General features: G+C 61.6%; 25 protein-coding genes and 1 other RNA gene. 11 read left to right on the top strand and 15 right to left on the bottom strand.

Features of this window, described 5'->3' with window-relative positions; translation table 11 throughout:
• Positions 1-74: 74 nt before the first annotated feature.
• Genes HYPDE_RS12515 through HYPDE_RS12530 form a run of 4 tightly spaced genes read right to left on the bottom strand, consistent with a single transcriptional unit; the run spans position 75 to position 3762 of the window.
• Positions 75-500, bottom strand: a complete 426-nt coding sequence (locus HYPDE_RS12515) for a hypothetical protein (protein WP_015598846.1) — start codon at positions 498-500, stop codon at positions 75-77.
• A gap of 27 nt (positions 501-527) precedes the next feature.
• Positions 528-1142: a Holliday junction branch migration protein RuvA gene (gene ruvA / locus HYPDE_RS12520; RefSeq protein WP_015598847.1), complete on the bottom strand. Its 615-nt coding sequence runs from the start codon at positions 1140-1142 to the stop codon at positions 528-530.
• Complete coding sequence (ruvC, locus tag HYPDE_RS12525) at positions 1139-1666, bottom strand: crossover junction endodeoxyribonuclease RuvC (protein WP_015598848.1); 528 nt, start codon at positions 1664-1666, stop codon at positions 1139-1141. Before ruvC ends, ruvA begins: the two co-directional genes overlap by 4 nt.
• A complete protein-coding gene (locus tag HYPDE_RS12530) occupies positions 1663-3762 on the bottom strand; it encodes a hypothetical protein (RefSeq protein WP_015598849.1) in 2100 nt (699 codons plus the stop codon). The genes ruvC and HYPDE_RS12530 overlap by 4 nt, the downstream gene beginning before the upstream one ends.
• 170 nt (positions 3763-3932) lie before the next feature.
• Here HYPDE_RS12530 and HYPDE_RS12535 point away from each other — a divergent pair, with 170 nt between their 5' ends.
• A complete protein-coding gene (locus HYPDE_RS12535; RefSeq protein ID WP_015598850.1) occupies positions 3933-4238 on the top strand; it encodes a hypothetical protein in 306 nt (101 codons plus the stop codon).
• 30 nt (positions 4239-4268) lie between these two features.
• Here HYPDE_RS12535 and HYPDE_RS12540 read toward each other — a convergent pair whose 3' ends face one another.
• The 5 genes from HYPDE_RS12540 to HYPDE_RS12555 all read right to left on the bottom strand — a co-directional run bounded on the left by HYPDE_RS12540 (position 4269) and on the right by HYPDE_RS12555 (position 7108).
• Positions 4269-5018 carry a YebC/PmpR family DNA-binding transcriptional regulator gene (locus HYPDE_RS12540; protein WP_015598851.1) on the bottom strand — a complete coding sequence of 250 codons (750 nt, stop codon included), beginning with the start codon at positions 5016-5018 and terminating at the stop codon, positions 4269-4271.
• Between the two features lie 88 nt (positions 5019-5106).
• A complete protein-coding gene (locus tag HYPDE_RS12545; protein ID WP_015598852.1) occupies positions 5107-5922 on the bottom strand; it encodes a TIGR00282 family metallophosphoesterase in 816 nt (271 codons plus the stop codon).
• 13 nt (positions 5923-5935) lie between these two features.
• Positions 5936-6526 carry a 5-formyltetrahydrofolate cyclo-ligase gene (locus tag HYPDE_RS12550; protein WP_015598853.1) on the bottom strand — a complete coding sequence of 197 codons (591 nt, stop codon included), beginning with the start codon at positions 6524-6526 and terminating at the stop codon, positions 5936-5938.
• 19 nt (positions 6527-6545) lie between these two features.
• A non-coding RNA gene (gene ssrS, locus HYPDE_RS18830) (6S RNA) lies at positions 6546-6706 on the bottom strand.
• A gap of 114 nt (positions 6707-6820) precedes the next feature.
• Positions 6821-7108 (bottom strand): cell division protein ZapA, encoded by a 288-nt coding sequence (locus HYPDE_RS12555; RefSeq protein WP_015598854.1) that lies wholly within the window; start codon positions 7106-7108, stop codon positions 6821-6823.
• A 66-nt stretch (positions 7109-7174) separates the two neighbouring features.
• On the opposite strand from HYPDE_RS12555, the gene HYPDE_RS19395 reads away from it, so the two are divergent.
• The 3 genes from HYPDE_RS19395 to HYPDE_RS12570 all read left to right on the top strand — a co-directional run bounded on the left by HYPDE_RS19395 (position 7175) and on the right by HYPDE_RS12570 (position 9794).
• Positions 7175-7450: a hypothetical protein gene (locus HYPDE_RS19395; protein ID WP_187290831.1), complete on the top strand. Its 276-nt coding sequence runs from the start codon at positions 7175-7177 to the stop codon at positions 7448-7450.
• A gap of 210 nt (positions 7451-7660) precedes the next feature.
• A complete protein-coding gene (gene gap / locus HYPDE_RS12565) occupies positions 7661-8668 on the top strand; it encodes a type I glyceraldehyde-3-phosphate dehydrogenase (protein ID WP_015598855.1) in 1008 nt (335 codons plus the stop codon).
• Between the two features lie 91 nt (positions 8669-8759).
• Positions 8760-9794 carry a class I fructose-bisphosphate aldolase gene (locus HYPDE_RS12570; protein ID WP_015598856.1) on the top strand — a complete coding sequence of 345 codons (1035 nt, stop codon included), beginning with the start codon at positions 8760-8762 and terminating at the stop codon, positions 9792-9794.
• Positions 9795-9888: 94 nt separating this feature from the next.
• Here HYPDE_RS12570 and HYPDE_RS12575 read toward each other — a convergent pair whose 3' ends face one another.
• Positions 9889-12132 (bottom strand): L,D-transpeptidase family protein, encoded by a 2244-nt coding sequence (locus tag HYPDE_RS12575; protein WP_015598857.1) that lies wholly within the window; start codon positions 12130-12132, stop codon positions 9889-9891.
• 285 nt (positions 12133-12417) lie between these two features.
• Here HYPDE_RS12575 and HYPDE_RS12580 point away from each other — a divergent pair, with 285 nt between their 5' ends.
• The 5 genes from HYPDE_RS12580 to HYPDE_RS12600 all read left to right on the top strand — a co-directional run bounded on the left by HYPDE_RS12580 (position 12418) and on the right by HYPDE_RS12600 (position 17262).
• Positions 12418-13062, top strand: coding sequence for a thiamine phosphate synthase (locus tag HYPDE_RS12580; RefSeq protein WP_015598858.1), 645 nt, complete (start codon positions 12418-12420; stop codon positions 13060-13062).
• On the top strand, positions 13059-14144 hold the full coding sequence (locus HYPDE_RS12585; protein WP_015598859.1) for a tetratricopeptide repeat protein: 1086 nt from the start codon (positions 13059-13061) through the stop codon (positions 14142-14144). Before HYPDE_RS12580 ends, HYPDE_RS12585 begins: the two co-directional genes overlap by 4 nt.
• A 117-nt stretch (positions 14145-14261) precedes the next feature.
• A complete protein-coding gene (locus tag HYPDE_RS12590; RefSeq protein WP_015598860.1) occupies positions 14262-15056 on the top strand; it encodes an inositol monophosphatase family protein in 795 nt (264 codons plus the stop codon).
• A gap of 111 nt (positions 15057-15167) precedes the next feature.
• Positions 15168-16229: a hypothetical protein gene (locus HYPDE_RS12595; protein WP_015598861.1), complete on the top strand. Its 1062-nt coding sequence runs from the start codon at positions 15168-15170 to the stop codon at positions 16227-16229.
• Positions 16230-16233: 4 nt separating this feature from the next.
• Positions 16234-17262 carry a peptidoglycan -binding protein gene (locus tag HYPDE_RS12600; protein ID WP_015598862.1) on the top strand — a complete coding sequence of 343 codons (1029 nt, stop codon included), beginning with the start codon at positions 16234-16236 and terminating at the stop codon, positions 17260-17262.
• A 222-nt stretch (positions 17263-17484) separates the two neighbouring features.
• On the opposite strand, the gene HYPDE_RS12605 is transcribed toward HYPDE_RS12600, so the two are convergent.
• Positions 17485-19302 (bottom strand): ABC transporter transmembrane domain-containing protein, encoded by a 1818-nt coding sequence (locus tag HYPDE_RS12605; protein ID WP_015598863.1) that lies wholly within the window; start codon positions 19300-19302, stop codon positions 17485-17487.
• 267 nt (positions 19303-19569) lie between these two features.
• Between HYPDE_RS12605 and rpmE the strand changes: the two genes are divergently transcribed.
• Positions 19570-19794 (top strand): 50S ribosomal protein L31, encoded by a 225-nt coding sequence (gene rpmE, locus HYPDE_RS12610; RefSeq protein WP_015598864.1) that lies wholly within the window; start codon positions 19570-19572, stop codon positions 19792-19794.
• Positions 19795-19889: 95 nt separating this feature from the next.
• Here rpmE and HYPDE_RS12615 read toward each other — a convergent pair whose 3' ends face one another.
• A complete protein-coding gene (locus HYPDE_RS12615) occupies positions 19890-20441 on the bottom strand; it encodes a DUF1465 family protein (protein ID WP_015598865.1) in 552 nt (183 codons plus the stop codon).
• Positions 20442-20814: 373 nt separating this feature from the next.
• On the bottom strand, positions 20815-21006 hold the full coding sequence (locus HYPDE_RS12620) for a DUF1192 domain-containing protein (protein WP_041321266.1): 192 nt from the start codon (positions 21004-21006) through the stop codon (positions 20815-20817).
• A gap of 157 nt (positions 21007-21163) precedes the next feature.
• Between HYPDE_RS12620 and HYPDE_RS12625 the strand changes: the two genes are divergently transcribed.
• A complete protein-coding gene (locus HYPDE_RS12625; protein WP_041320468.1) occupies positions 21164-22159 on the top strand; it encodes an NAD(P)H-quinone oxidoreductase in 996 nt (331 codons plus the stop codon).
• A 104-nt stretch (positions 22160-22263) separates the two neighbouring features.
• Here the strand turns inward: HYPDE_RS12625 and HYPDE_RS12630 are convergent, their stop codons facing one another.
• Both HYPDE_RS12630 and HYPDE_RS12635 read right to left on the bottom strand, forming a co-directional pair.
• Positions 22264-23118 (bottom strand): TIGR01459 family HAD-type hydrolase, encoded by an 855-nt coding sequence (locus tag HYPDE_RS12630; protein ID WP_015598868.1) that lies wholly within the window; start codon positions 23116-23118, stop codon positions 22264-22266.
• A 118-nt stretch (positions 23119-23236) separates the two neighbouring features.
• A complete protein-coding gene (locus HYPDE_RS12635) occupies positions 23237-25255 on the bottom strand; it encodes an EAL domain-containing protein (RefSeq protein ID WP_244437635.1) in 2019 nt (672 codons plus the stop codon).
• Positions 25256-25462: the final 207 nt, after the last annotated feature.

Genomic DNA, 25462 nt, shown 5'->3' on the forward strand with positions numbered 1-25462 from the left:
GGGCTATTCGGCGATGGCGTCAAGCCGAGCGTTCCAGTCGCCAACGACAAAGCGCAGCGCGGCCGCCAAGCAGATCAAGATTTTGGGGTTTCGAACAGAATACCGCCGGTGATCAGCAGCTTTCGCATGCCGATGGCAATGAGCCCGGCCAGAAATGCGAGAAAAGGCAATGCCCCGTGGGAGGTAAACGGAAATATGATTGCACCCGCCATAAAAGCCAACACGCCCGCAACGGCGGCATGCAGCCACGAATAAGACCCGTGTTGTAAGACAAACGGCGTCAGCCCGAGGGCCGCAACGGTCGAAGGAAGTGCGCTCCAGGCAAAAACGTCAATTGCGAACACACCGAGCGGGGGCATCGGCGCCTCGGGCATCAGAAATTCGGTTACCGGTCTTATGAGCGCCAATCCAATACAGACGAGGCTCGCGAAAAATGGCGCCGCCAGCGACGTGATCAGCACCATCCAGAGGACCCGTTGCCCGTTACCCACGTCGTTCACTTTCGCCTCAATCTGTTGTCGGCGACTCTATCGCGCCAGTTCTTTGAGAGCGCGTTTGATCAGCGCTGCCGTTTCGGCCGCATCGCCAAGCTCGCGCGCGGCAAGCGCGACCGCCGTGTTGGCCTGCGCCGGGTTGTAGCCGAGGTTTGTAAGTGCCGAGATCGACTCGGCGGCCGCGAGTCCAACAGGCGGCACGACGGTCGCGATGCTTCCGGCCGGCGCCGGAAGTCCGACGGCGGACAACGACGGCGTCTTATCCTTCAGCTCCGCGACGATACGCTGCGCGAGCTTTTTGCCGACACCGGGTGCTTCCTCGACCGCCGCCCAATTTCCAAGCGCTACAGCGTTCGCAAGCTCCTGCGGCCCAAGCACCCCGAGAACGCTCAGCGCGACCTTGGCGCCGACGCCCTGGATCGTCTGCAGCGTCCGGAACCAGCTGCGCTCGAATTCGCTCTGGAATCCGAACAGCCGGATCGCGTCCTCGCGCACGTGCGTGTCAATAGTGAGCGAAACGTCGTCGCCGGGCTTCAAATTACGTAGTGTCCGCGACGACGCCTGGACCTCGTAGCCGACGCCGTGCACGTCGACGACGAGAAAGCTCTCGCCGATGGCGTCGACCTTGCCTTTGAGCTTGCCGATCATGTGCCGACGACTTTCGCTGCGACCGAAGCGAGCCGCTGGCGGCTGGCGCGATGATGCGCGTGCGTGATCGCGATGGCGAGCGCATCGGCCTCGTCGGCGGATTCGAAGGTTGCCTTCGGGAGCAGGAACGAGATCATCGCCTGGATCTGCTGTTTTTCGGCGTGACCCGTGCCGGTCACGGATTTCTTGATCAGGTTCGGTGTGTATTCGGCGACGCGCAGGCCGAGCCGCGCGGGAGCCAGCAGCACGGCACCGCGGGCTTGCCCGAGCTTCAGCGTCGAGCGTGGGTTTTCGTTGACGAATGTCTCTTCGATCGCAGCTTCCGACGGGCTGAAGCTTTGGATGATGCTCGTCACGGCGTCGAAGAGCGCAGACAGGCGGTAAGCGAGATCGTCATCCTTGGGAGGCGTGATCACGCCGGAGGCCACGTAAATGAGACGCACGCCGTCGCTTTCGACGACACCCCAGCCCGTGCGCCGGAGGCCCGGGTCAAAACCGATGATGCGAATCGCTCGTCCATTCATGCATTCCGCATAGCACGAACCGCATAGGACGCCGACGGCGATGCGAGCAGCGGCGGCAATGGGGGTGGCTTCGTCGCATCAGCTACTTTGCCCGTCAAAATCGCGTCGAGAGCTTCGGCGACGTCGGGTTCGCGCCAGTAGCCGGTGTGGCCGCCTGGTCCCATCACGTGGTTATCGACGCGCAGCCCGGAGGGAGCCGTGACGCGGCCGCCGATGTAGTCGTCGACCCGATACAGGTTGATCCAGCACTTCAAGCGTGCCGCGATGCCGAGCGGGACGGGGCGCGAGGCGGCATATTCGTGGAAATACTTCTGGTAGATGGTCCCTAGCGGCGATCCAAAGGTCAAAAGAGCCGGGGCGGCATCGCCGAGCTCGGTGTACGTCGGACCGTTGTCGCGAAGATAGTCGTAGGCAACAACCGCGCCCTGGCTGTGCGCCAGGAAGATGACGCCGTCGTAGCCCTGGTGCTGGACGAAGGTTTTGAGAACGAGCTTCAGCCGTTCCTGGATGCGGGCGCGGCGCGGCCGCTCCGAGACAGGCCGGAATCTCGCCGGGATGAAGAAGAACGCGGCCTCAAGGCTTGGCCGGTAGTTGTGATCGATCAAGTCGCGGGCAATCTGTATAACGTTCGCGACGCGATGGCCGAACGACAAAGGCACGAGCAGCGCCGCGACGGCCGCCAGCGGCAGCACGAAACTTCGAAACGAGACGAATGCCGCGTTCGATTCCATTTCCGGTTGGAAGAAAACGAACGTGAGAACGATCACGAACGCGCCGATCAGTAGCCCGACCAGCCACGGGCTGAATAAAAGACGTGGCATGGTCCGAGCCGTATGCTCGAGATCATCGAGGCCGGCGCGGGCGCGATAACGCCGGATGCGCATCACGAGCCAGGCCCCAACCAAGAAAGCCATGACCGTCAGGGCCGCCGCCGCGTAGATGAACTTGAAGCGCGCAATCCACTCGAGCTTCAGGTCCGGCACCTGCAAATACGGGAGGATCGGATTGTCGACGGCGATCTTCTTGTCGCGAACGGCGCTTAGAACTGCATTGCGGATGGCCTGCAGCGATGATCCCGTCTCGGCGCGCGTCAGCATCGTGTAGATGATCGTGACAACGAGCGTCGTCCACAACAAGAACTGCATGATCAGGATGCCGACGCTTGTCGAGAGCGCTGCGAGCCGCGACGGATCGCCGGAACGCCGCTTACCGCCCAGCGCGGTGAACAACAGGCAGGTCGCAACAAGGATCAAGGCGCCCCAGAAGCGCCAGCCGTAGATGATGACGCGATAGAGTCCATTGACGTAGCATGCGGCAAGGGGATCGGTCGGCAGACAATTGCTCGTCGCCATCGCAATCTGGGGGCCACGGACTTTCAGCGGCGGGAAGAGATCGGTCATCGGAATCAGAGCGCCGTTCGCCGCCAGCACGACAAGCGCCGCACTCGTGAAGACCAGCCAGAATGCCGCGTCGTACCAGGAGTAGTCCTGGCCCTTGACGATGCGGTAGCCGAGATAGAGTCCGACACCGCACAAGGCGGTCTGCACGATGATAAATTGAATCCCGGCATCAAAGCGATCGATGCCGAGCCATTTCGGCTCATAGAGGTAGACTGCGCAGATCAGAGAGGTCGCGACGGTCAGCGCAGCGATCGGACCGCGCAGAAGCCAGGCCGCGAACCAGAGGACCGAGCGCACGATGACGGCCACGATTCCGAGCGAGCGCGAGAGCATCGCGTCGACGAGGTGATGCGATTCAAAGATAACCCGGAAAAGTCCAAGCAGCGTATCGAGGCGGCCGGACCCCATCGCGGTCAAATCCGCTAAATGAACTTCGACGGCTTCGATATCGACGCCGCTCGTGTGGCGGCCGCCCCTGCGAATGACCGGAAACACCGGCGCGGGGTCGTCAACGCCGGGCTCCGAAACGCGATTGAACTCGTTCGCCGGCAATACACTGTAACCCGGCCTCGTTGCGGCCAGCGTGTCGAGAAGAGCGTTAACGCAATACCCGGGTTCGGTGTCGCCGACACCCTGGACGACAACGAGGCCGATACGCGTCCGGCCCGCTCCCCTCGCTCGTACGTCCGACGACATGCCCGTCTCCCACGCGACCGGTACACGATCTGATCATAAAGCCTTTTTTGCGTCGCGCACGACCCAAAACACGCTGCCAGCGGGGCTCGTCATCCCCTTCATTTCACTTTAAATGTTGCAGCTTGGCCAGTCCGGGACGCTGACGCGTCCGTTGCCAATTCGGGGGTGCAATGGAACCGACTTTTGGTCATCCTCTCTGGATTTCTTCCGGCGTCCTGATGGTCGTCGTCGGCCTGCTGCTGTTTCGCTGGGCGCGCCGGAGCAAGGCGGCCGATCAGATCGCGAGTGCCACGCGCGAAGCTGCCGTCGACAAGCTGATCAAGGGGCAAAAAAACTCCTCCCGGGCTGCGTCCAAAAAGCTTGCTCCGCATTATTTCCGCAGAGCGATGGCGCAGCTTTTCGGAATCGTCGGATTTCTGCTGATCATTGCGGGGCTGACGGCGATCTTCCTCGGTATCTTCTACGTCGGAAGCTAGCCACGAATAGACGCGTGCTTAGGAGGGCTGTCAGGCAGCCGTCAGCTTCTTCATGATCTCGTCCGAAATTTCGAAGTTGGCGTAGACGTTCTGAACGTCGTCGTCATCCTCAAGCGCCGACAGCATCTTCATGATCGTCTGAGCGTTATCTTCGTCGACTTGCGACGTAAGATTCGGCTTCCAGACGGCCTTGACGCTTTGCGCTTCTCCGAGTGCCTTCTCAAGGGCGGCCGCGACGGAGCCCAGCGATTCAAACGCGCAGACGATGACGTGGCCGTTTGAATCGGACTGAACGTCGTCGGCGCCGGCCTCGATGGCGGCATCGAGCACAGCTTCGGCCGAACCTGTTTCCGGCTTATAGGTGATCTCGCCGATGTGGTTGAACATGTGGCTTACGGAACCTGTCGCGCCGAGGTTGCCGTTGTATTTCGTGAAGACGCTCCGGACGACGCCGCCGGTGCGATTACGGTTGTCGGTCAAGGCTTCAACGATGATCGCGACGCCGCCCGGCGCGTAGCCTTCGTAGCGCACCGCTTCGTAGTTTGCGAGATCGCCACCGAGCGCCTTCTTGATCGCGCGCTCGACGTTGTCCTTGGGCATGTTTTCGGCGCGCGCTTCCTGAATCGCGAGGCGGAGGCGCGGGTTCATATCGGGGTCCGGCGTTCCGGACTTTGCGGCCACCGTGATTTCGCGCGCGAGTTTCGCAAAGAGCTTGGAACGCATGGCGTCCTGCTTGCCCTTGCGGTGCATGATGTTCTTGAATTGCGAATGGCCGGCCATTGGTCAGTCCGTGGTACGTTCGGTTTCTGCGGGTTGCCGCTCCTTTTCGCGGCTCCGGTTGCGGCGGTCAAGCCTTGCGCGGCGTTCCCTAGACTTCCGGGATAGCAGGCTGCAGGCGCGGCCCCTGGCGGAGCGGCTGAACGCGCGTCGCAAGACCCGTTCCATCATCGATATCGACCAGCAGGCCGGATAAGGTGCCGGGACCGGTCGCAGGTTCGTAGCGGCTGCGGGGGATCTTGGTCAGGAAGCGGTTGATCGGCTCGTCGCTATCCATACCGAGCACCGAGTTGTAGTCGCCGCACATACCAGCGTCCGTCATATAGGCGGTGCCTCCCGGCAGAATGCGGGCGTCTGCTGTCGGCGTGTGCGTGTGCGTGCCGACGACGGCGCTGGCACGACCATCGAGGAAAAGCCCCATTGCCTGCTTTTCGCTCGTCGCCTCGGCATGAAAATCGACGAGGATCACATCGGCGCCGCGCTTCAGAGAACAGGCGGTCAACTCCGCATCGATGGCACGAAAGGGGCAGTTCAGATCCGGCATGAAAACGAGCCCCATCGCATTGATCACCAGGACGTCGGCACCGTTCTTCGCCTTCAATAGTGTTGAGCCCTTGCCGGGTGTACCTTTCGGGTAATTAAGCGGGCGGATCAGCCGGTCGTGGCGCTCGATAAAGACGAGCGTATCCTTCTGATCAAACGCATGGTTGCCGAGTGTGACGCAATCGGCGCCGGCGTCGATCACGTCATTGAAGATCGCTTCGGTAATGCCAAAACCACCGGCAGCATTCTCACCGTTGATGACGACAAAATCGATTGCGTAGCGTGTGATCAGACCCGGCAGCGCATCGCAAACCGCCAATCGGCCCGGCCGACCGACAATATCGCCGAGAAACAACAGTCGCATCAGGAAGCCTGGATCAGGAGTCGAGGCAATGGATCGGACCAGAAGGCGTGAGGACCCAGTCCAGGCGCTCGTCATAGCTTTCGGCGGGCACGGCGTCGACTCTCAGTTCGTCATAGGCAAGGCCTACCGCCACGATCGGTTTCAATTTTCTTAACCGGTTCAGCGTGCGGTCGTAGAATCCGCCGCCGTATCCTAAGCGATAGCCGCGCGCATCAAAGGCAAGAAGCGGCACAAGCAGAATATCGGGGTCAAGCGCCGGCTTGTCGTCCGTCGGCTCGGCAATTCCCCAGGCGGCTGCTTTCATCGCATCGCCCGGCGTCCAAGCCCGCATCAGGAGCGGCTTTCCTCGTCCTTGCATCACCGGCAGCGCGAGGCGAAACCCTTCGGCTTGCAGCCACGTCATCAACGGTCCCGGATTGATCTCGTCATTGATGGCGGCAAAGCCCGAAACAATTGCGCCGGGGGTCGCTGCAAGAAAATCGACGCCATGCGCGGCAATCTTGCGGCTTGCTCCCGTTCCATGATGTTCAAAGGCCCTCTTGCGGCGTTCAAGCGCCTCAGCGCGCAACTCCTTTTTGGCCTTCAGCTTCGTCTCGTCAGTCACCCGGCATTACCTCTAGGAATCAAGTGCCGCGAAGGCCGTCGGGATCATGATCCCGCGTGGTCCCTACGAGCGTAGGTGGGCACCGTGTGTCCGAAGCCACGGCTCCGGTCAGGGACAGCGCCCGTGCGGATCTTATAGGCCCCCGGGTCATATTGCCCCTAACGAGCCCCGCAGCACCCCGAGAATTAGGCGAGGGAATGCCAAAAATCCAGAGCCATCCGGAAATCCAGACCGCCGGACCGTGGGTTAAGTCAAATTAAGGACAGGGAAATCGCTTCGGTGGCGACTTCGAGCTTAGCCGAACGCGGTCCGCCTGGCCGCGGCGGTTTCGGTGGATTCCGCATTTCCGGAGGGGCCTTCCAGAAGCTCGTCGACGTCAGCGCGGGCATCGAAAAGCTCATCGGCGACCGTCAGGGCAACCATCAGCATAAGCCTTTCATCGCCGACGTTGCCATGCTCGCGCATCAGCCCTTCGAGCTTACCTGTCAGATATTTCGCGATTTCCTCGAGTCGCTGAACTTCGTTATCGCCACACGCAAAGCGATAGCTGCGGCCATTGAAATTGATTGCAACGTCAGCCACTCACGTCGACGGCGCCGCCGCCCTCCCGCTCGAACGACGCGCACCTCATTCGCCTGGGCTATGGTTATGAAGCGAATCGAGAGCCCAATCAATCCGATTCAGCGCATCGGCGACGCGCTGTTCCAGTTCCGCTATCCGCTGCTGGGCAGTTGCAAGCTCCGCCCGAAGCCGCACGTTTTCTGCCCGAACGTCCCTATCGATGGCGGGCTTTCTGGCGGGCTTGATATCGTCAGCCCGCTTCGCGGTGTTGCGTACAGTCATGGCCTCTCTACGCCCTTTCGGGCGACACGATTGACACGCGTATCACCAAGTCTCTCTCCCTACGTTACGTGCGTATCGTAAACGGCGTCAATAAACGTCAGCGTGTTTGGACGCATTCAGGTGAAAAATTGAAGAGCGGCCATCGGGCTTCGACCCTTGCCACATTGACAGAGTCCTATACCGTCACGTTAAAGACCCCCTAAATATTGAGAGAATGCGAGAAGGGTCTGGTGGAACGCCGTTTCCTGTTTGCACCCGATCCCTCTTCTTGATCCTGGAGGATTCCTGAGAATGACAGTGAAGGTGGCGATCAACGGTTTCGGCCGCATCGGTCGCAATGTGCTGCGCGCAATCATCGAGAGCGGGCGCAAGGATATCGAAGTCGTTGCAATCAACGATCTTGGACCCGTGGAGACGAACGCGCATCTGTTGCGCTTCGACAGCGTCCACGGCCGGTTCCCGCAAGAGGTCAAGGTTTCGGGCGACACGATCGACGCCGGCCGCGGACCGATCAAGGTGACGGCGGTCAAGAATCCCGCCGAGCTTCCGCATAAGGCTCTTGGCGTTGATATTGCGCTCGAGTGCACCGGCATCTTCACGTCGAAGGAGAAGGCAAAGGCACATCTCGATGCGGGCGCCAAGCGCGTCCTCGTTTCGGCTCCCGCCGAAGGCGCCGACCTGACGGTCGTCTACGGCGTCAACAACGACAAGCTCACGAAGGATCATCTCGTCGTCTCGAATGCGTCGTGCACGACGAACTGCCTCGCGCCGGTCGCCAAGGTGCTGCACGATTTCGTCGGCATCGACAAAGGCTTCATGACGACGATCCACGCCTACACCGGCGATCAGCCGACGCTCGATACGCTCCACAAGGATCTTTACCGGGCTCGTGCAGCCGCGATGTCGATGATCCCGACCTCGACGGGCGCCGCCAAGGCCGTCGGCCTCGTGTTGCCGGAACTCAACGGCCGGCTCGACGGCACGTCGATCCGGGTCCCGACGCCAAACGTTTCGGTCGTCGACTTCAAATTCGTTTCCAAGCGCGAAACGACAAAGGACGAGATCAACGCCGCAATCCAGCGCGCCGCGTCGCAGGAACTCGCAGGCATCCTCGGGGTTACCGATCAACCTAACGTTTCGATCGACTTCAACCATGATAGCCGATCGTCCATCTTCCATCTCGACCAGACCAAGGTCATGGATGGCAAGCTGGTTCGCGTGCTGTCCTGGTACGACAACGAATGGGGCTTCTCGAACCGCATGGCGGATACCGCCGTCGCAATGGGAAAATTGATCTGATCCCTCTTATGAAAATTGGACGGGCGCCCCTCTCATGGCGCCCGTCGTCGTTCCAAGTACAAAACTCTCAAACGGCCATTCGGAGGCAGATATGAGCGAGAAACTCGAAGACATCGCCCGCGCTCTCGTTGCGCCGGGCAAGGGCATTCTGGCCGCAGACGAAAGCACGAGCACCATCAAGAAACGGTTCGACACGATCAATCTCGCCTCGACCGAGGAGACCCGTCGCGATTATCGCGAGATGCTGTTTCGCGCGACCGACGGCATGAAGAATCACGTTTCGGGCGTCATCCTTTACGACGAGACGATCCGCCAGAATGCGAAGGACGGCACACCGCTCGTCGACATCATGAAGGCGGCGGGGGCGATCCCGGGTATCAAGGTCGATACGGGAGCGAAGCCGCTCGCCGGACCGACCTCCAAGGTTGAGACGATCACCGAGGGGCTCGACGGCCTACGCGAGCGCTTTGCCGAATACTACAAGCTCGGCGCCCGGTTCGCGAAGTGGCGCGCCGTCATCACGATCGCGGACGGCTGCCCGACCTGGAACTGCGTCAAGGCCAATGCACACGCGCTCGCCCGCTACGCCGCTCTCGCGCAGGAAGCGAACATCGTGCCGATCGTCGAGCCTGAGGTGCTGATGGACGGCGCCCACGCCTCGCACGACATCGACGAGTGCTACCGGGTGACAGAGTGGACACTGCGCACCGTGTTCCGCGAGCTCTACGACGCGCGAGTCCGTCTCGAAGGCATGGTGCTGAAACCGAACATGATCATCGCCGGGCAGAAGTGCGCGAAACAGGCAAGCGCCGCGGAGGTCGCAGAAAAGACGATCAAGTGCCTGAAGGAGACGGTGCCCGCAGCCGTTCCCGGTATCGCTTTCCTCTCGGGCGGACAATCGGACGAAGCAGCGACGGAGCATCTGTCGCTGATGAACGCGGCGGGGCCGTTGCCATGGACCCTGACCTTTTCGTATGGGCGGGCTCTGCAGGCAGCCGCGATCAAAACGTGGGGCGGCAAGTCCGAGAACGTTGCAGCCGGTCAGCGTGCCTTCGTGCATCGCGCGAAGATGAATGGGCTCGCGGCGCTCGGCAAATGGAGCCAGGCGCTGGAGAAGGCTGCGTAACGCGCCGCCAGCCGCGTTATGGCCTTTAAAAACGAAGGGCGGCTTCTGACCGCCCTTTTTTTTCAAATGTTTCTGCGAACCGGCGATCGCAGGCTCAGTTCAGGAAGATGCTCGAAAGCGCATCCTGAAGCGTAGTGGCAGGCGTCATTGGGTTTTTCTTAGAAGCGGTCTTCTTGTTGTTGCGGCCCTTGCGGGTTACAGGCGGCGCATCATCGGTCATAGCGTTCGATCCGGCATCGCTGATGGCGCCGGGCTGGTCCGCTTCCGTCGGATCTATGGCTTCCGGCGCCGTATATCGCTCCGGATGCCCGCGTAGGGCTGACATCACGCGGTTGTCGTTGCCGTAGATGTCGCCGAACGTCTCAAGACGACCCTCCTCGTTCACGCGCGCAGTGAAGTAGACGAGGTAGACCGGAACGGGCTTACTCAATGTCACGTCGGCACCGCTGTTCCAGAGCTCTCCGACCTTCTCAGGCGAATAGCCCTTGTCTTCCTGAAGGATGACTTCCGCAGTCCGGCGCGGTTCGCCGACGCGCATGCAGCCGTGGCTCAACGCACGATTGGTCTGTCCGAACAGGCCCCGCTCCGGCGTATCGTGCATGTAAACGTCATGCCGGTTGGGGAAACGGAATTTCACCAAACCGAGCGGGTTGTCCGGGCCAGGCGGCTGCGTGAAGCTGTAGCGGCTGATGTCGGCTGTGTTCCAGTTGACGGAATTCGGGTCGACCGGACGGCCGTTGTAGTAGACCTGCAGCTTGTAAGCCTCGATGACGCGCGCGCCACCGCTGTTGCCTCCACCGCCGCCAAAAAGCTGGTCGAAGAAGTCAAAACCGGAACTCGATGCTTGTCTCAGGCGAGGCGCAAGCTCCTTGGCTTTGATGCCGTCGGGCATGCCCCAGCTCGGGTGGAAGATGACGTATTGCATGTTGGCTGCGAGCACGGGCGTCGGCCACGCTGGCTGACCCACGATCATCTTTTGACTGAGGACCCGCTCCTTGCCCTTCCAGATTTCGCTGACGAACTCTGGGATGTTGTTCATTACATAGAATGACCCGAGGTTTTCGGGCAGCCAGCGCCAGCGCTCCATGTTGGCAATCAAGCGGTCGACGTTGCGGCTCGGATCGATTCTTTTCGATTTGCCGCCGCCGTTCAACGCATTGCGCACGCCGTTGCCGACGAGGCCGTCGGGGTTGAGCCCGTTGGCGCGCTGATAATCCTTGACCGCATCGACCAAGGCGTCGTCGTAGAGATCGTTGCTGTCGGGGCTCTCCGAAGGAACCTTGAGACGCTGGCGGAGCAACGCAACCTGATCATCGCGGACACCCAGGCGCAGCAGCTTTCCGCGAGGCAGCTTCACCTGCTCGGCCGGGTCCGTCGGTTCTTCCTCTACTGTCGCGCCGCGTGCCTTCAGCAGTTCCTGGCGCAGCTTCTCGAACCCCTCATGATGCGGATTCAGGCCGCGCAGGAAGGGCCCTGGGTGCGACGCTTCCGCGAGTTCTCGCATCACCACCTTGGGATCTTTCACCGGCGGCTTCATGTCGAGGATGTTACTCAGCGCTATCGGATCGAGGCGGCCGCCGCGTGCGAAGCGCGCGTACTTCAGAGCCGAGAGCGTCAATTGCGCTTCCGCGGCACCTTGGGCGTCGGCATCAGCGTTGCTCGCAAGATTCGGAATGACGAAATCGGAGGACTCGAGGCCCCAGTCATCGGCCTTCTTGAGATCGGAGATTACCGATCTGGCTTTTTCGTTATAGCTGCCGTCGTTAATCCACAGCGGCTCCTTGTGCGTGTAGTAGTAGTCAGCGGCAGCGGCGACGTCCGGAGCGAGGTTGTCCTTACCCACAAGCGATTTCTCTGCGAGTTTTCTGCGTGCCGCTTCGACGACGGGGCTGACGAGCGTCTCCGGCGCGGCCGCGGCAGCAGCCGGCGGCGTCGACGGTTGGGCCTCGGGTTGAGCAGAACCTGCCGACGCGGGTGCAGTTGCCGACTCGGTCGGGGAGGGGGATGACGCCGGCGTTTCCGCCGATGGCGTCGCCGTAGCCGTCGATGGCGGGGTTGCGGTTTCTGTCGCCGGAGCCGTATCGGGCGGCGTCACCGCTGCGGTCGAGGGGGCCGGCTCTGTCGGCGTGGTTGCGGGCGACGCCGATTTATCGGGCTCTGGAAGCGCGCTCGTCGTCTGTGGAGCAGATGGCGCATTCGACGGCGGAAAATATGTCGTTGTTGCGCCACTCGCCGAAGACTCGGAGCCTGTTTCAGCAGCGAAAGACAACCCGCTTCCAGCTGAACAGAACGCCAAAACTCCAAGGCTGAGAGCGCGGAGAGCGGAAAGCTTGTTCATTCCCAAATGGCTCCGTTAGGCGAGAAGCACGCCGACGTCAGTACCGTCTGACAGTTGGTGAGCCCTCATATTGGCGGAAAAACGCCGAAAAAGATGGGGCCGAAGCGGAACATGGCCCGTTCGCATGGCCTGGTAAACCGCTGGCTCTTAAAATTCCGGCGAAAAAACAGCGCTGTGTCCTGGAAAACCCTATCTGAGTGTAACGTGAAGCCATAGGCGGCAAAAGTCGTTCTTCTTTCTGCCGCAATCGGCTTCGAAGAGCGACCTGAAAGTCGGAGACTGGGCGTGTCGAGCGGGACGAAGCTTTATCTGGACTATGTGGTGACGGGGCCATTGGCGTCATCTTGCGCCGTGTTGTCTGCGATACTTGAAACGGCGCCGATCGCGAGCCTGCTGATCCGACCCGGAAGCGGCCAAGCGTACGATGCGAAGACGGTTCGGGGGTTGATCGACATTGCCCAGAAGAAGGGCATCGCCGTTCTTCTCAACGATATGGTTCAAGCCCGCGATCTTGGCGCCGACGGCGTGCACGTGTCGTGGGCCCCCGACGTCGTCGAGCGATTCAAGATCGCGCGCCAAACCGCTGGCGGGGCCATGATCGTCGGGGCGGACGCCGGACGAACGCGCCACGACGCCATGGAGATCGGCGAAGCGGATGCCGACTACGTTGCATTCGGGATCCCAGCGCATGTGGAGGACCGCGGTCGCGCCGCAGAACGCCAGCTCGGCCTCGTCTCATGGTGGAGCGAAGTGTTCGAGGTTCCGTGCGTGGCGCTCGATGTTGCGGATGCCGATCAGGCGCGAAACCTCGCCGATGCCGGCGCCGACTTCGTCGGCGTCACGATCACGGCGGAAAATTCCGTTTCCGAGGCCACGGCACGCGTTCGCGCCTATTCGGAAGCGCTTTCGGCGCACGAGGACGTCAAGTGAAGCGTAAATCTCGAAACCTCATTCAGCACCTCGGCATGACGGCGCTGCTGTTCACCTTTGCGGGACCGCTCGGCGCGGAGACCAGCTCGTGGTCGACACGCGAGACGTCGGTGCCGAAATCGACGCCCGCTCCCTCCCCCGTGCCGCCGCCCAGAGCACCTTCGCCTCCAGCAGCACAGGATTCCAACGCAACAGGCATCAAAAAGACGATGCCGTCACTGGTGCCTGCGACAGGCGACAATGCCGCATACCTGGCCTTTGATCAGGGCCAGTACCTGACGGCCCTGAAGCTCGCCGAGGAAGCGGCAAAGCGCGGTGAAGCGCAGGCCAACACGCTGATCGGGCGCATCTACGGCGAGGGTCTCGGCGTTCAGAAGGACGAGAAGAAAGCCTATGACTACTACATGAAAGCGTCGCAGCTCGGCGACGTCCAAGGAGCGTTCGCGGCGGCGATCGCACTCGCCGAGGGCCGCGGCGTCAAAAAGGACCGCAAGATGGCCGCAGAGCTTTTCGAAAAAGCGGCTCTCACCGGAAATGCGGAAGCCAACTACAACCTCGGCCTTCTGTTCCTCAAGGGCGACGGCAAACCGCAAAGTCCAATCCGGGCGTTCCAGCACATCCGCTATGCTGCCGAAAAAGGCATCCCCGAGGCGCAATACGATCTCGCCGAACTCTATCGGACCGGCACGGGGACAGAAGCGAACGCACTCGAAGCTGCGCGTTGGCTGTCGCGCGCGGCGGAACAAGGGCTCACACCCGCCCAATACGATTACGCGGTAAAGCTTTTGCAGGGCTTCGGACTTTCGAAGGATGAGTCCAAGATTGCGGTGCTGATGAAGGCGGCGGCAGACAAAGGCGTTCCAGGCGCGCAAAACCGCATGGCCTATCTCTATCGCGACGGCATCAAGGTTCAGAAGGATCCGGTCGAAGCGGCAACATGGCGCCTGATCGCCAAGAAGAACGGCTTCGAAGACAAGGAGCTCGACGAAATGGTGGCCAAACTGCCGAAGGCCCAGCGCCAAAAGGCGGAAGCCGAGGCCGCGGCCTGGAACGACCACATTCAGGTGGGCTCCGCGCCTTAACGCCGCTCGCAAAGCACTCGTAAACCCCCAAGCCGTTGCAAGCCTTGCTTGTTCTCTAGAGAGCGGTTAGAGCCCCCTGCTCGGCCATTCGCGCGCCGCGCCCGGACCCTCACCCTGATGATCAACGTATCTCCCACACTCAACGTCATGATTTCGGCAGCTCGCAAAGCCGGACGCAGCCTCGTCCGCGACTTCGGCGAGGTCGAGCAATTGCAGGTTTCGATCAAGGGGCCCGCCAATTTCGTGTCGGCTGCGGACCATAAGGCGGAAGACATCATTTTCAGGGAGCTGTCGAAAGCGCGCCCGGGATACGGCTTTCTGATGGAGGAGCGGGGCGAGGTCGAAGGCGCCGATAAAACGCATCGCTGGATCGTCGATCCGCTCGACGGCACGACGAACTTTCTGCACTCCAACCCGCTGTTTGCCATCTCGATCGCGCTCGAACGCGAGGGTCGGTTGATTGCAGGCGTTATCTACAATCCCGCTAGCGACGAGCTTTTCACCGCGGAGAAGGGAAAAGGCGCGTACATGAACGACCGGCGCCTGCGCGTCGCGGCGCGCAAGTCGCTCGCCGACGCACTCGTCACCACCGGTATTCCGCACCGGGGTCGCACTCATCATTCCCGGTTTCTGCAGGAGATGGGCAGCCTCATGCAGGAAGTTGCGGGCATCCGGCGGTCGGGCTCGGCAGCGCTGGATCTCGCATTCGTGGCGGCCGGTCGCTTCGACGCGTACTGGGAGCACGGCCTGAAAGCCTGGGATATTGCGGCCGGGATCGTTATGGTGCGCGAGGCGGGTGGGCTCGTCAGCGATCTCAGCGGGGGGGATAAATTCCTCGAAAACGGGGATGTTCTTGCCGCGAATACAACGCTTCATAAGGCTTTCGGCGCGGTCCTTTTTAATAAGGTGTGAGCTGAGGTCCCACGCAAAGCGGCTCTTCGGCATCATGTTGCCCGTTTTCGATGGGACAGGCATGCGCTAAGGTTTGGCGATAGACCGCGGGGGACGTTCGGGAGACCACCAATGGCCAAGATCCGCCCGGGCGATGCCGCGGCACTCGCACCGGTTTCGCGCCGTTTGACACCGCCAGGTGTCTTTTTGCTGCGCATGACGATATTCTTGACGCTTGTCGGCTTTCTGGCCGCCATCCTATTCGATCAGCTCAGGCATTCGTTCCTGAACAATCCGGGCCTCAATGGACTGATCGTGGGAACGATGCTGCTCGGCATCGTCTATGCGTACCGGCAGGTCTTTCGACTTTATCCTGAAATCCGCTGGGTCAACGCCTTCCGCATTGCCGATCCCGGCCTCTCGATCAGCGCCAAGCCGGTGCTGCTCGCCCCGATGGCGACGATGCTGCGCGACCGGACAGGAACGATTTCGCTTTCGACCGCCGCGATGCGCTCATTCATGGATTCAATCGGATCGCGCCTGGACGAAGCCCGCGATACCGGGCGGTATATGGTCGGGCTGCTTGTTTTCCTCGGATTGCTCGGGACGTTCTGGGGCCTGCTTGAAACGATCCAGTCCGTCGGCCATGCGATCGATACGCTCGACACGAAAGCCTCCGACAACGTCCAGCTCTTCAGCGATCTGAAAGCTGGCCTCGCCGCCCCTCTCAGGGGCATGGGCACCGCATTCTCGTCCTCGCTGCTCGGCCTGTCGGGCTCGCTCATTCTCGGCTTTCTCGAACTGCAGGCCAGCCACGCGCACAACCGCTTCTATAACGAACTCGAGGAATGGCTGTCGGGCATCACCGAGCTGACGCCAGGCGGAACTTCACTGGGCTCCAGCGATTACGTCAACCGCCAACTTCTCGGTGCCGTCGTCGACATGCAGAAAGCGCTTGAGGATTTCACGGCCCGCCTCGGCGAGCAGCCCGTCGTTCCGCCGCGCATGCTGGCGCAGCCGCAGGCCAGTCCGGAAGAGGTTCGCGACCTCGCGCGCGGGGTCAATCAACTCGTCACGCAGATGCGCTCGGAACAGAAAGTCGTTCGCGAATGGGTCGACGAACAGGCGCAGCAGCAGGCGGAAGTCGCCAACATGCTGAAGAGTCTCGCTGACGCAATGAAACGCGGAGGCTAAAGCGATGGCGCGCGGACGTTCCCGCCGCGGCGGCGAATACGGTGAGTTCTGGCCAGCCTACGTCGACGTGCTTTCGACGCTGCTGCTCGTCGTTACGCTTCTGATGTCGATCTTCATGATCGCCCAGTACTTTTCCGCCGAAGAAGTGTCGGGAAAGGACTCGGCGCTGAAGCGCTTGACGCGGCAGATCAGCGAGCTGACGTCGATGCTGTCGTTGGAGAAAGGCAAGGCGCAGTCCTCGCAGGACGAGCTTGCGGCCCTGCAGGCAACGCTTGGGACCCTCAAAGCGGAAAACGAGAAGCTAACCGGTGCCGGCCTCGGGGCGGATGAACGGGCCAAAGCGGCCGAAGGCAAGATTGCGGGGCTCAGCGCGGATCTCCAGTCGCAAAAGAACATCTCGGACGAAGCTCTCTCCAAGGTCGATCTCCTAAACCAGCAGCTCATCGCACTGCGCCGGCAGATCGCGGGCTTGAGCGACGCGCTCGACGCGGCCGAGAAAAAGGGCGTCGAGAGCGACAAGACGATCAAGGATCTCGGTGCGCGTCTCAACGCTGCGCTGGCTCAACAGGTCCAGGAGTTGAAGCGCTATCGCTCGGACTTCTTCGGACGGTTGCGCGAGCTATTGAAGGATCGCAAAGACATTCGCGTCGTCGGAGACCGCTTCGTCTTTGAATCGGAAGTTCTGTTTCCCTCGGGCTCGGCGACTCTGACGCCGGAAGGCATGGCCGCCATGGATCAGATTGCCGAGGCGATCCTTGAGCTTCAGAAGGAAATTCCGAGCGACATCGACTGGGCGCTGCAAATCAACGGGCATACTGATGCCCGTCCGATTTCCAATCCGCAGTACCCGTCGAACTGGGAGCTTTCGACGGCGCGCGCGTCGTCCGTCGTCAAATATCTCGTATCGCGAGGCGTTCCGGCCGACCGGCTCGTCGCGGCAGGTTATGGCGAATTCCAGCCGGTCGATACCGGCAACACGGAAGAAGCCTACCAGCGGAACCGGCGTATCGAGCTGAAGCTGACCAACCGCTGAGAGTTGGGCCATCTCTTTTTGTTGAGCGCGCCAGGATCGCGTGCGGTTGGCGCAATCCCAAGGTCGAGGCGAGCCAATACAAGCCCTGCCCGTCGTTGTACGACATGTCGTAGGCAAAGATTGCGAAGGCAACGACGATGACGAACAAGCCTCTCATGGGAATATTCCATGCATGAGGGCCATTCATGCGCAGTCAAGCCTTAGCGCGCCCGCGCAGCGAAGTTATTCCGCGGCCTCGCGGCCGAACTGAAGCTCAGCAAGGCGCGCGTATGTGCCGTTCCGGCGGACCAGCTCGCCATGTGTGCCGGCTTCGACGATGCGCCCTTTTTCCATGACGAGGATGCGGTCGGCTTTCTGCACCGTCGCGAGGCGGTGGGCGATGACTAGCGTCGTCCGTCCCGATACGAGCCCATCGAGGGCGCGCTGCACGGCGTTCTCGCTTTCGGCATCGAGCGCGCTCGTCGCTTCATCGAGGAGAAGGATCGGCGCGTTCTTCAATATCGCACGCGCAATGGCGATACGCTGGCGCTGGCCACCTGACAGTGAGGCACCGCGCTCGCCGAGCTTGCAGTTGTAGCCGTCTGGCAGCGCGTTGATGAATTCATCGGCCTGGGCCGCGATTGCCGCCTGGCGAATTTCCGACATCGACGCGCCCGGCGTGCCGTACCGAATGTTCTCGGCGATCGTATCGGCAAAAAGCGCCACGTCCTGCGGAACGACGGCAAGCCGGCGGCGGAGGTCGGTGAGGTCTGCTTCGGCGACATTGACGCCGTCGACACGCACGACACCCACGCTCGGATCGTAGAAACGCAAAAGCAGATTGAAGATCGTGGTCTTGCCTGAGCCTGATGGCCCGACCAACGCGATCGTCTCGCCGGATTTGACGTGGAACGTAACGCCGTCGAGAGCTTTTTCATCCGGGCGCGTCGGATAGGAGAACGTCACATTCTCGAACGCGACCGCGCCGATCGGCGGCTGAGGCAGCGGCACGGGTTTTTCGGGCGAACGGATCTCCGGGATCGTCGCCATCATTTCCGAAAGTCTTTCGGCGGCGCCCGCAGCCTGCGTGATCTCACCCCAGACTTCGGAGAGCTCCGCGAGCGCGCCCGCCGCGAAGAGCGCGTAAAGGACGAACTGGCCGAGGCGTCCGCCGGTCATGTTGCCTGCGATGACATCCGAGGCGCCGTACCACAGGACGGCTGTGACGCTCGCGACCGTCAAAAAGATCGCGACGCCGGTCAACGCGGCGCGCGCCCGCATCCGCTGGCGTGCGGCATCGAAAGCGCGTTCGACGGCGCGACTGAAACGGTCGGTAACCGCCTGCTCGTTGACGTAAGCCTGCATCGTGCGGTGCGCGGCGAGATTTTCGGCAGCATAGGCCGAGGCATCGCCAAGCGTATCCTGCGCCGTCCGCGACAGGCGGCGGACCAGGCGGCCGAAGCCGACCAGCGGCAGAACGATAATCGGGATCGCGATGAACACGAGCAGCGACAGCTTGGCGCTCGACACGAACATCATGACGAGTGCGCCGATAAGCATGATGAAGTTGCGCGCTGCCTGGCTGAGCGACGAACCAGCGACCGCCTTGATCTGCGTCGTGTCCGCCGTCAGGCGGCTCATGATCTCGCCCGAGTGGTTGATGTCGAAGTAAGCGGGCCCGAGCTTGGAGAGCTGTGCGAAAACTTTGGTGCGGAGGTCGGCGACCACGCGTTCGCCGATCCAATTGACGAAATAGTAGCGTGCCGGACTCGCGACCGCGATCAGCAGGCCGATGCCGATGAGCGTCAGGAAGTAGTTATTGATCAGTGCGGAATCGTTGGCCGCGAAGCCATTGTCGATCATGCGGCGGACGGCCATCGGAACCGCCAGCATCGCAACTGCCGACACTATGACCGCGATGACGGCGCCCCAGAGCGCCCCCTTGTGGGCCAGAATGAGCGGCTTCAGTGTCAGCAGCGGTCTCAGCGACAGGCGCGCGCGGGAGGCGTCTTCTGCCGACGGCGTTTGCCCGCGATTTAGATCGATTGTTTCTCTGCGCATCGGCTTTTCTGATCCAACGCTCGGGGAAACATAAGCGTTTCAACCCTTAAAGCCGCCCGGGACCATGCCTGAGGCGAAGCGCCGGCTCAAGAGACAATGGGCCGCTGCCGGGCCCGTCCGGGTACGCCCGGAGTGCGACTTTCCGGCCTTGTGCGGGGCACTCTTTCCGGGTACACAGCAGCCAATTCAGTCCCTTTGCAATCTAAAGGGCCGGAGCTTCCTTAGAGCTTCGCCGCCAGCAACGTATTTTCAAGACGGACTTCCGCCATGAAGAAAGACGCCGATCTCCACCCCGATTATCACCAAATCAAAGTCGTGATGACCGACGGGTCGGAATTCACAACCTATTCGACCTACGGCAAAGAGGGCGACACGCTGACCCTCGACATCGATCCGAAAACCCACCCGGCCTGGACCGGCGGCGATCAGAAGCTGATGGACCGCGGCGGCCGCTTGTCGCGCTTCAAGAAGAAGTTCGAGGGCATGTTCTGATCGCAGCGCGCCGCGACCAACATTAAAGTTTCGAAATAAAAAGGCCCGGTTCGAAAGACCGGGCCATTTTGAATCTGGCGCTTGTTGGCGGCCGCCTAGCTGAGCTTGGTCGCGAAAGCCCGCTCAAGCAACCCGACCTGCTGGGCGACCGGATTCGCGGCCGGACCCGATAACGCATCGATTTCCTCAGGCTTCGACATCGCGCGGTCGAGCTGAGAGATGCGATCGTGAAGCGCGAAGCTTTCCTCGATCAAGCCTTTGAGACCGTTCGGCAGATCGGAATAGCCCTTTACGTGCGACGGACGGCCGAAAGCCTGGAGCTTCACGCGACGGCGCTTCTTCTGTGCCTCTTCCTCGGTGATCTCGCCCTCGCGGAGCGCGCGGCGGATCAGGAGCCACGAAGCGAGATCGAGAAGGCGCGTCGTCAGGCGCATGCTCTCGGTTGCGTAGAGAACGCCGGCAGCGCCGTTCAGATTCTTTGCTTCCTTGCGGCCCGGACCGTCGAGATAGCTTGCCGTGCGCTCGACCAGCGCCATGCCTTCGCGGAAGATATGGTCGAACTGCTCGGAGGACTGAAACCGCTCCCCGAAGGAGACCGTTGTGGCGCTGTTTTGCTGTGCGCCGTCGACGCTGAATACGTTACTCATGACCCTCAACGATACAAACGCTTACCCGTCCGCTGTTGCTATCACGAACTCACTGTAAGGCACCATAGTTAATAAGAACGCCCAAAACGGGGCACTTTTTTCAACACTGTGGACAATGCAAAAAAAGAGCCGTCCATGAAATGGGCGGCTCGGAAGTCAACAGGAGGCGTCAAACAAGCGGCAGAGGGGCCGCTTCAATCCGGATGGCCCGGATCGGGAGTGACTGTGCCTCGATATGCTTAAGGTCGGGTTAAGCGAACGTTGCGATGCGCGGCTGCGATCTTTAGAAATGCGGGCGGGTTGTGACCTGCCAATCACGCACACTTTATTAATCGAGATGCGCGGCATTCGATGGAACGGTTTAAGAGACCCTTCACGATTTGAATAACGACCGCGCTGCCGCTTCATGCTTGCGCTTTTTATCGAGTTCGAGACGCACGCGCTCGATTTCGGACTCCAGATCTGTGATCCGCTTTTCGAGTTCGGCCACGGATAGCGTCGACAGGTTTTCGCCGATCATCACGCCGCTCGGCTTCTTAGCCGGCATCAAATCGTCAAGGTCCACGGGCGTCACCTCCTCGTAGAACAATATCTCGCGCCAAGAGTAGCCAACTGAGCCCGCGCGGTCGAGGTCCGCTGGGCCTTCGTGACGCGCTGCCCCGGCTTGCGGCCCGCGATCCGAGCGTGCATTGCTCGTGAACCCTCACAATGAGAGACCACGAATGAGCCTTCCTACCTCCATGAAAGCCGTTGTCATCGAAGGAAAAGGCGGACCGGACGTGCTGCAGTTGCACGACGTTCCAGTACCGGCGCCGGGCGCAGGCGAAGTCCTGATCAAAGTTGCAGCGGCGGGGGTCAACCGGCCGGATGTGCTGCAGCGGCAAGGAAATTATCCGGCACCGAAAGGGCATTCCGAGCTTCCGGGTCTCGAAGTCGCGGGCGTTGTAGCGGCGCTTGGTGAAGGCGTCGAAGGGATTGCAGCCGGCGACGCCGTGCTCGCACTCGTCGCCGGGGGCGGCTACGCGGAGTATGCCGTTGCGCCTGCCGTCTGCTGCATCCGGAAACCCGACGTGATGTTGTTCACCGAAGCCGCCGCGATCCCTGAAACGTTCTTTACAGTCTGGCACAACGTCTTCGAGCGCGGCGCGCTCAAAGCGGGCGAAACGTTTCTGGTTCACGGCGGCACGAGCGGCATCGGCGTGACGGCCATCCAGCTTGCAAAAGCCTTTGGCGCGCGCGTGATAACGACGGTCGGGTCGGACGAGAAATGCGCCGCCGCGCGTGCTCTCGGCGCAGACATCGCGATCAACTACCGGACAGAGGATTTTTCCGACGTCATCAAAACCGAAACGGGCAAGAGTGGCGTCGACGTGATCCTCGACATGGTTGGGGGCGACTACATCGACAAAAACATTCGCGCGCTCGCCGACGACGGGCGCCTCGTCAACATCGCATACCAAAAAGGATCGACGGCGACGGTTGACTTCATGCGCGTCATGCTGAAACGCCTGACCATCACCGGCTCGACGCTGCGCATCCGCTCGAACGACGTGAAGGGGCGCATCGCACGTGCGCTCGAAGAGGAAGTTATTCCGCTCGTTGCATCGGGAAAGATCGAGATCCCGGTTGACAGCACGTATCCGTTGGCGCGTGCCGCAGACGCTCATGCCCGCATAGAATCCAGCGCGCACATCGGCAAGATCGTGCTGACCGTTTAGATATTTCTGTCTGTCGTGGATGGCCGCCTTCTCGCGGTCGTGATGAGGATGGAGCGGCCTCCGCCGAAAACCGTTCCGGCTCTATTGGCGTCGCTAAGTGCGTTCTACCAGACGAATGTGTTCATGACGGCGATGGGCAGTGAGGTGGCCGCTGCGAAAAGGCGCGCGGCGGCGTCGCCGATGTCCTCGCCGTTTTTCACGTGCACGCCGCTTGCAATAAAAACAGACCGAATGCCGACACTGCTTGCGCCCGCGATGTCCGTTGCGACGCCGTCGCCGATCGCGAGCACGCGGTCTTTTACGACTGGCTTGCCGCGCATGTCGCTGCCGATTTCCAGCGCCAGATCGTAGATCGGCTGAAACGGCTTGCCGGCGTAGCTCACGTTGCCGCCCAGCGCTTCATAAGCGCGCGCGATCGCGCCTGCGCAATAGATCAAGCGTCCGCCACGCTCGACCTTCTGATCCGGATTGGCGCAGATCATCGGCACGTTGCGCGATTTGAGGTTCGCGAGCATGAGCGCATAATCGGCGGGCGTCTCTTGTTCATCGTCGTACAATCCGGTGCAGACGGCGACCGCCGCATCATCGACGCTGGCGCCGGGCGTTGCCTGAAGATTGGCAAAAATGGGTAAGTCTCGTTCAGGCCCGATATGGAGGATCGGCTTGCCTGCCCAATCCTCGACGAGGCTGCGCGAAACGTCGCCGGAACTGACGATGCCGTCGTAGGCTGAGCGCGCAACGCCGATGCCGTCGAGCTGGCGGCCGACGCTTTCGCGCGGACGCGGAGAATTGGTGACGAGAAGGATCGTGCCGCCGCGCTCCCTGAACGCTTCGCACGCGGCGACGGACGATGCATACGGCCGCACGCCATTGTGCATGACGCCCCAGATGTCGACGAACCAAAGATCCGCCGTCGCTGCGAGCGGCGCGATCGATTGCAGAACTGGAATTGCGCTCATTAACGATCCGGGTGTCCAGGCGCGCCCGAAGCTGGCACGACCAGCGCCCTATAGCGCCCGGAGACCGGCCTGTCATCGGCGGCCGGCGCGACACTGCGCCGTGCCGTCGGATTGGGTCTCAAGCTGCCGCGGAATGTTTCTCTGGTCCGGTGAGCATCACCTGGCGTGGTACGCCGAACAGCGGGCCTTGTCCGAGATCGACGCCGATCTCCAACAGGCGCTTCTGCGTTTTCGCATCAGCAATGCCGCTGGCGACAATCGACAGCCCCGCGAGCGTCGCGCGCTGATAGATCTCGTCGGCCGCGACGGAGCGTTCGGGCGCCGTGAAGCCGTCGAACACAACGTGAGACGGGAGACGGATAAAGCGAAAACCCGTCACCGCGAGAGCCGCAAAGTCGGTTCGCATGTGTTTGATGTCGTCGAGGGCGAAGCGGAAGCCATAGGCATGCATGTCGCGAATGGCCTGCCATACCGCCGGCGTGAACTCGTCAATCGCGCGCTGTGTCAGCAGCACGACGAGTTGCGTCGCAACCTTCGGGCGTGCACCGTACACTTGCGCGATGGTTTCGAGGAACGCGCGGTCCGACAACGAACTCCCCATGATCTCCGTCAGCAGCGACCCGTCCTTGTCGCGAGCCTCCATACGAACCGAAAGCGCCGCCGCGCGCTGAAGCCGCTCGATGTCGAACTTGACCGAGAGATCCGGACCGATGAGGGAGAAATCTTCATCCCGCACATCGAGTCGCGCGCCTTCCGCCGAACGTAAGGCAACCGTCATCTCGTAGTGGTTCACGGCATGCGCGGATAGCGTTACGATCGGTGCAAGAAACACGTCGGACGCAACATTCTCGATGGCACGTGCAATCTCCCTGCCGTGCGACGGCAGAGCGGTAGCAGCAGGCAGCGCGCCGTTCAAACCGAAGTCCACCAGCGGACGCTCGGGAAGCGGCAACTCATGACGCGGCGCCGGGGTCTCCGGATTTTTCGGGCCATGATCTACTCCGGCGATACGCTCCGCAGTCGCGGGAATGACGAGTTCGCCCAGGTCCGGCAAAGATGCGGGCTGCGGCGACTGCGGCTGTGCCGGCTCGACCATCGCAGATTTCGGAATGAAATCGCCAAGCCCGCCCGGTCGCTCGCGCATGGTGTTTGCGGCGGCCTTGAGTGCACCGATCGAATGCTCAATTGCATCGGTCGTCGGCGTCGAACGGATATCGGCGCGCAGCGGCTTTGATGACGGCCGCGTAGACTCAACGAAGTTCACCTCGTCGGCAAGCTCGCGGATCTTACGCTGCACGAGTTCGAGGTCGCCTTCGACTGTCTTCGCGGTACGTGTGGCCATCGGCGCTCCCGGTACCGGCGCTTCGGTGCGCGGGCGGAACGACCACTGGTCGCGGATCATCTCCGTACCTTGCACCGGGCGTTCGTCGCGCGCAGCATCAACGCCCGCGGATGGCGCCGCAACGCTTCCGGATGCGGGTAATCGCATGCCCGTCAGATCAACCCCAGTCTCGTTTGCTACCGCTTCGCCGGCCTTTTTGTCGGAAGGTGGCATTGTTCCCCGAAGCGGCGGCATGGACGAACGGCCGTGGACCGGCGCGGAACCGATGTCCGAATTGGCGACGGGCCTCTGCGGCCCAACCGCAGGTCCGGTGAACCCTGACGGCGCGGCGCGCGCAGCGGAGGCGGCCGACTGCGCGGCTTCGGAGGCTGTCATGGCGGAAGCAAAATCCGGCTGACGCGCGTCGCCCGCTGCACTCGTGGCGGGCGAAAGTTTCACGCCGCGAAGTGCTGCCGGACGTTGCGGTTTTGCGCTTTGAAAACGAGCACGCGCCAGCTCAGCTTTGAGTTCCGCGATCTGTGCCGACTTCTGCACCTGCTTGTGGATCAGCATGAACAACATCCAGGCGCCGATGCCGGCGCCGATGGACATCCCCAGCTGCAATCCGAACTGCGAGTAAAGCATCGTGCCGATCGCGGCGGAAACGACCACGATGCTCAAGAGCACGAAGCCATCCCGCTGGGCTGCTTCTCTTTTCGGCTCGGTCACGGCATCGGGTTTCGGCGCGACTTCCGCGACCGGCGTACCCGTCGTTGCAGGTGCTGCCGGAGGCTTCATTTCGTCTTGTCTTCTCATGGTCTTCAGGGCCGCCAATCGATTCGTCTTTGAACAGCTTCGCAGGCCCGGGAAGCGAGAAGCAATGCAGCTTACGGGACCTATCACCAAGTTTCCGAAGCCTAAGTCCCGATCGGCACGATTCCTACCGCGTGCGGAGCGCGTCAGTCACACATCAGCGTCGCGGTGCACGTTGCGAGTCCCGGTGCAAAGCCGCAAATCTGCCCT

This window comes from Hyphomicrobium denitrificans 1NES1 (assembly GCF_000230975.2).
In the GTDB taxonomy this organism is placed as follows: Bacteria; Pseudomonadota; Alphaproteobacteria; order Rhizobiales; family Hyphomicrobiaceae; genus Hyphomicrobium_B; species Hyphomicrobium_B denitrificans_A.